Source organism: Allofournierella sp. (genome assembly GCF_048388525.1).
Lineage (GTDB): Bacteria > Bacillota > Clostridia > Oscillospirales > Ruminococcaceae > BQOK01.
Map to the genome: position 1 here is coordinate 1 of NZ_DBGCTQ010000126.1, position 3,683 is coordinate 3,683.

At 63.7% G+C, this 3,683-nt stretch carries 4 protein-coding genes; all 4 read left to right on the forward strand.

The window, feature by feature from the left end:
- Positions 1 to 213: 213 nt before the first annotated feature.
- On the forward strand, positions 214 to 660 hold the full coding sequence (gene rplI / locus ACMLHZ_RS15325; RefSeq protein WP_177561648.1) for a 50S ribosomal protein L9: 447 nt from the start codon (positions 214 to 216) through the stop codon (positions 658 to 660).
- Between the two features lie 61 nt (positions 661 to 721).
- Positions 722 to 2,119 carry a replicative DNA helicase gene (gene dnaB, locus ACMLHZ_RS15330; protein WP_418668535.1) on the forward strand — a complete coding sequence of 466 codons (1,398 nt, stop codon included), beginning with the start codon at positions 722 to 724 and terminating at the stop codon, positions 2,117 to 2,119.
- Positions 2,112 to 3,485 (forward strand): tRNA lysidine(34) synthetase TilS, encoded by a 1,374-nt coding sequence (gene tilS, locus ACMLHZ_RS15335; RefSeq protein ID WP_418668536.1) that lies wholly within the window; start codon positions 2,112 to 2,114, stop codon positions 3,483 to 3,485. Before dnaB ends, tilS begins: the two co-directional genes overlap by 8 nt.
- On the forward strand, positions 3,482 to 3,683 hold a 202-nt coding region (locus ACMLHZ_RS15340; protein WP_418668537.1), incomplete at its 3' end, for a phosphoribosyltransferase. The genes tilS and ACMLHZ_RS15340, both read left to right, overlap by 4 nt.

Below are 3,683 nucleotides of genomic sequence, written 5' to 3' on the forward strand. Positions count from 1 at the left end.
GAACGTGCAGGTGGTGATGGAGATGCTGGGCGGCGGCGGCCATTTGACCATGGCGGGCGCGCAACTGAAGGACACGGGCATCGAGCAGGCCGAGCAGCTGATCCGCAAGGCGGTGGCGGCTTACCGGGCGCAGCAGCGCCAGGGCGCCGCCGAGAACAAGAAGTAACCAGTTCCCCGCGCCCGGCGCGGGAGGGATAAAGGAGAGACAGAGCCATGAAAGTGATCCTGAAGCAGGACGTGAAGACCATCGGTAAAAAAGACGAGATTCATGAGGTTTCGGATGGGTACGCCCGCAACTTTTTATTTCCCCGCGGCCTGGCCGCGCCGGCGGACGCCACAGCCATGAACATGGCCCGCACCAAAAACGAAGCGCGGGAGCACCACGCTGCCGAGGCGTTGGCGGCGGCCCGGGAGCTGGCGGCCAAGGTGGAGGGCAAGACCGTTGCCCTGAAAGCCAAGGGCGGCGCCTCCGGCCGGCTGTTCGGCAAGATCACCGCCAAGGACGTGGCCGAGGCGCTGAGCAGGCTGGCGGGCGCCGAGATCGACAAGCGCAAGGTGGAATTGGAGCGGGACATCAAGGATTTCGGCACCTACAGCGCAGCAGTAAAATTGCACGCGGGTGTGACCGCCGCCTTTAAGGTGAAGGTGGAGGAGCTGTAAGCTCGGCGCCCACACAAAATTTTAGCTGCCGCCCCAAGAAACGGCAGAGGAATGGTGTTACATGCAGGAGCTGAACAATTTTGACCTGGAAACGCTGGGTGTAGCCGAACCCTACAGCATGGAGGCCGAGCAGTCGGTGCTGGGCGCCGCCCTGCTGGAGAGCGACGCGGTGCTGCCCGAGCTTGTGGAAACCCTCAAGCCCGAGATGTTTTACGCCAAGCAGAACGGCGGCATTTTTGCGCAGATGGTGCGGCTGTTCACTGCGGGCGAGCAGGTGGATCTGGTCACCCTGCTGGACGCGGTGGTGGCCGACGGTTTGTTCGAGAGCCCGGATGCGGCCAAGATCTACTTAGCGCGCCTGGGCGAAACCGTGCCCAGCATCAGCAATGTGTCGGCCTATGCCCGCATCGTGCACGAAAAGTACGTGGCGCGCAGGGTGATGGAGGCCGCAAAAACGATCCTGCGCCAGAGCACCGAGGAACCGAACGCGGACCTTTTGCTGGAGAGCGCGGAACAAAAGCTTTACGACATCCGCGCGGGGCAGGAGCAGAGCGCTTTGACCCGCCTTTCCGCTGCCATTGTGGAAACGCTGGTGAGCCTGCAGAAAATCAGCGGCCCCGACAAGGACAAGTACGGCGGCATCCCCACCGGGTTTACCTACCTGGACACCATTCTGACGGGCCTTGGCCGCTCGGACCTGGTGATCCTGGCCGCCCGCCCCGGCATGGGCAAAACCAGCTTTGCGCTGAATATCGCCACCAATGTGGCGAAAAAGCAGCGGGTGCCGGTGGCGATTTTCAGTTTGGAAATGAGCAAGGAGCAGCTCACCAACCGCATCCTCTCCGCCGAGGCGGGGGTCGACAGCCACGCCTTCCGGTCCGGAGCGCTGGCCGCCTCCGATTGGGACGACCTGGCCCATGCCTCGGAGATCCTGCACGATGTGCCCATTTATATGGACGATACCTCCGGCATTACCATCCCCGAGATCAAGGCCAAAATCCGGAGGGTGAACCAGGATCCCTCGCGGCCCAAGATCGGGTTGGTGGTGATCGACTATCTACAGTTGATGACCAGCGGCAGGCGCACCGAGAACCGGGTACAGGAGATCAGCGATATCACCCGGAACCTGAAGATCATGGCCAAGGAGCTGAACGTGCCGGTCATTGCGCTGTCGCAGCTGTCCCGCGCGGCGGAAAAGGCCAGCGGGCGCTCGGACCACCGGCCGCAGCTCTCGGACCTGCGGGATTCGGGCTCCATCGAGCAGGACGCGGACGTGGTGCTGTTCCTCTACCGCGAGGGGTACTATACCTCCATGAGCGGCGAGAGCATGGAGGACGCCGATTCCAGCACGGCCGAGTGCATCATTGCCAAAAACCGCCACGGCGAAACGGGCAAGGTGGACCTTGGCTGGGACGGCGCACACACCCGGTTCATGAATGTGGACTACAGCCATGGATAACGAATTTGAGGGGGCGGTGCTGGCCTTTGCCCGGAAGGTCGGCCTTTTCTGCCCCGGCGACAGGGTCATTGCGGCGGCCTCGGGCGGGGCCGACTCCATGGCCCTTTTGCAATTTCTGCTGCGGTACAAGGAACGGCTGGACATTTGCGTGGAGGCGGTGCACGTGGATCACCGCCTGCGGCCCGAATCCGGCGAGGTGGCGGAGTTTGTGGCGGAGTTCTGCGCGGCGCGCGGGGTAACGCTGCATCGCTTTGCCGCCGATGCGCCGGTGGGCCACCGCAGCGAGGAGTGGAGCCGCGAGCTGCGCTACGGCTATTTTGAGCGGCTGGCGGCGCAGAACGGCGCAAAGATCGCCACCGGGCACACCCTGTCGGATCAGGCGGAAACGCTTTTGTTCCGGCTGGCGCGGGGTACCGGGCTGAAGGGAGCCTGCGGGATTCCGGCGCGGCGGGGGCCCTTTGTGCGGCCCTTGCTGGGCGTGACCAAAGCCCAGGCCGAGGAGTATTGCCGGCGGCAGGGCATTGTGTATGTGACGGACGGTGACAACCTCACCGACGCGTATGCCCGCAACCGCATCCGGCACCATGCCCTGCCCGCGCTGGAGAGCGTGAACCCGGGGGCGCAGAGCGCCCTGGGGCGCTTTTGCGAAAGGCTTGCGGAAACGGAGCGATATTTGGCCCGGCAGGGGGCACACTTACTAGAGTGTGCCGCACGGCCGGGGGGATATGACCTGACGGTGCTGGCCGGCGCCGACCCGGTGGAACGGCAGGCGGCCCTGCGGCTTTTGGCCGAGCGGGCCCGCCTGCTGCGCGAGGGGGACCTGCCCCGCCTGGAAGGACTGGTGGCCGCCGGCCGGGGGGCGGTGCAGCTTGCCCCGGGCGCGGTGCTGGCGGCGGGGCGGGGCCTGCTTTTCTGGCAGGAGCCCCTGCCGCGGGAAAGCGCCTTTGAACCGGCCCCGTTTGCGCCCGGCGTTTACCGGCTGCCCGGCGGTTACCGGGTGGAATTGCTGCTTTTACAGGGCAAAGAATGTGAAGAAAGTATAAAATTTGCCCAAACCGATAAAAAAGCCTTAAACAATTGCGCAGATTATGCTAAAATAACTGGTAGCTTATGCCTGCGCACCCGCCGGCCGGGGGATGTTTTTCGCCCGGCGGGCCGGAATGTGGGCAAAACGCTGAAAAAGCTGTACAACGAATTGGGCGTGCCCCTTGCCCAGCGCAGCGTTTTGCCGCTGCTTGCCGCAGGCAGCCAGGTGGCATGGCTTTGGGGGCAGGGCTTTGCCCAAGGCCTTGCGCCCACGGGCGCCACTCGGACCCTGCTGGTGGTACGGCCGGAAAAAGAACATAGTGTGGAGGGGATGGCATGAGCCAGCAAGACGATATCCTAAAGGTGCTGCTCAGCGAAGAACAGCTGAAAGCCAAATGCGCCGAGATGGGCGCCCGGATCACCCGGGACTACCAGGGCAAAAACCTGCTTTTGGTCACGGTGCTGAAAGGGGCGGTGGTATATCTGGCGGATCTAATGCGCTGCATTGACCTGCCCTGTGCCATTGACTTTATGGTGG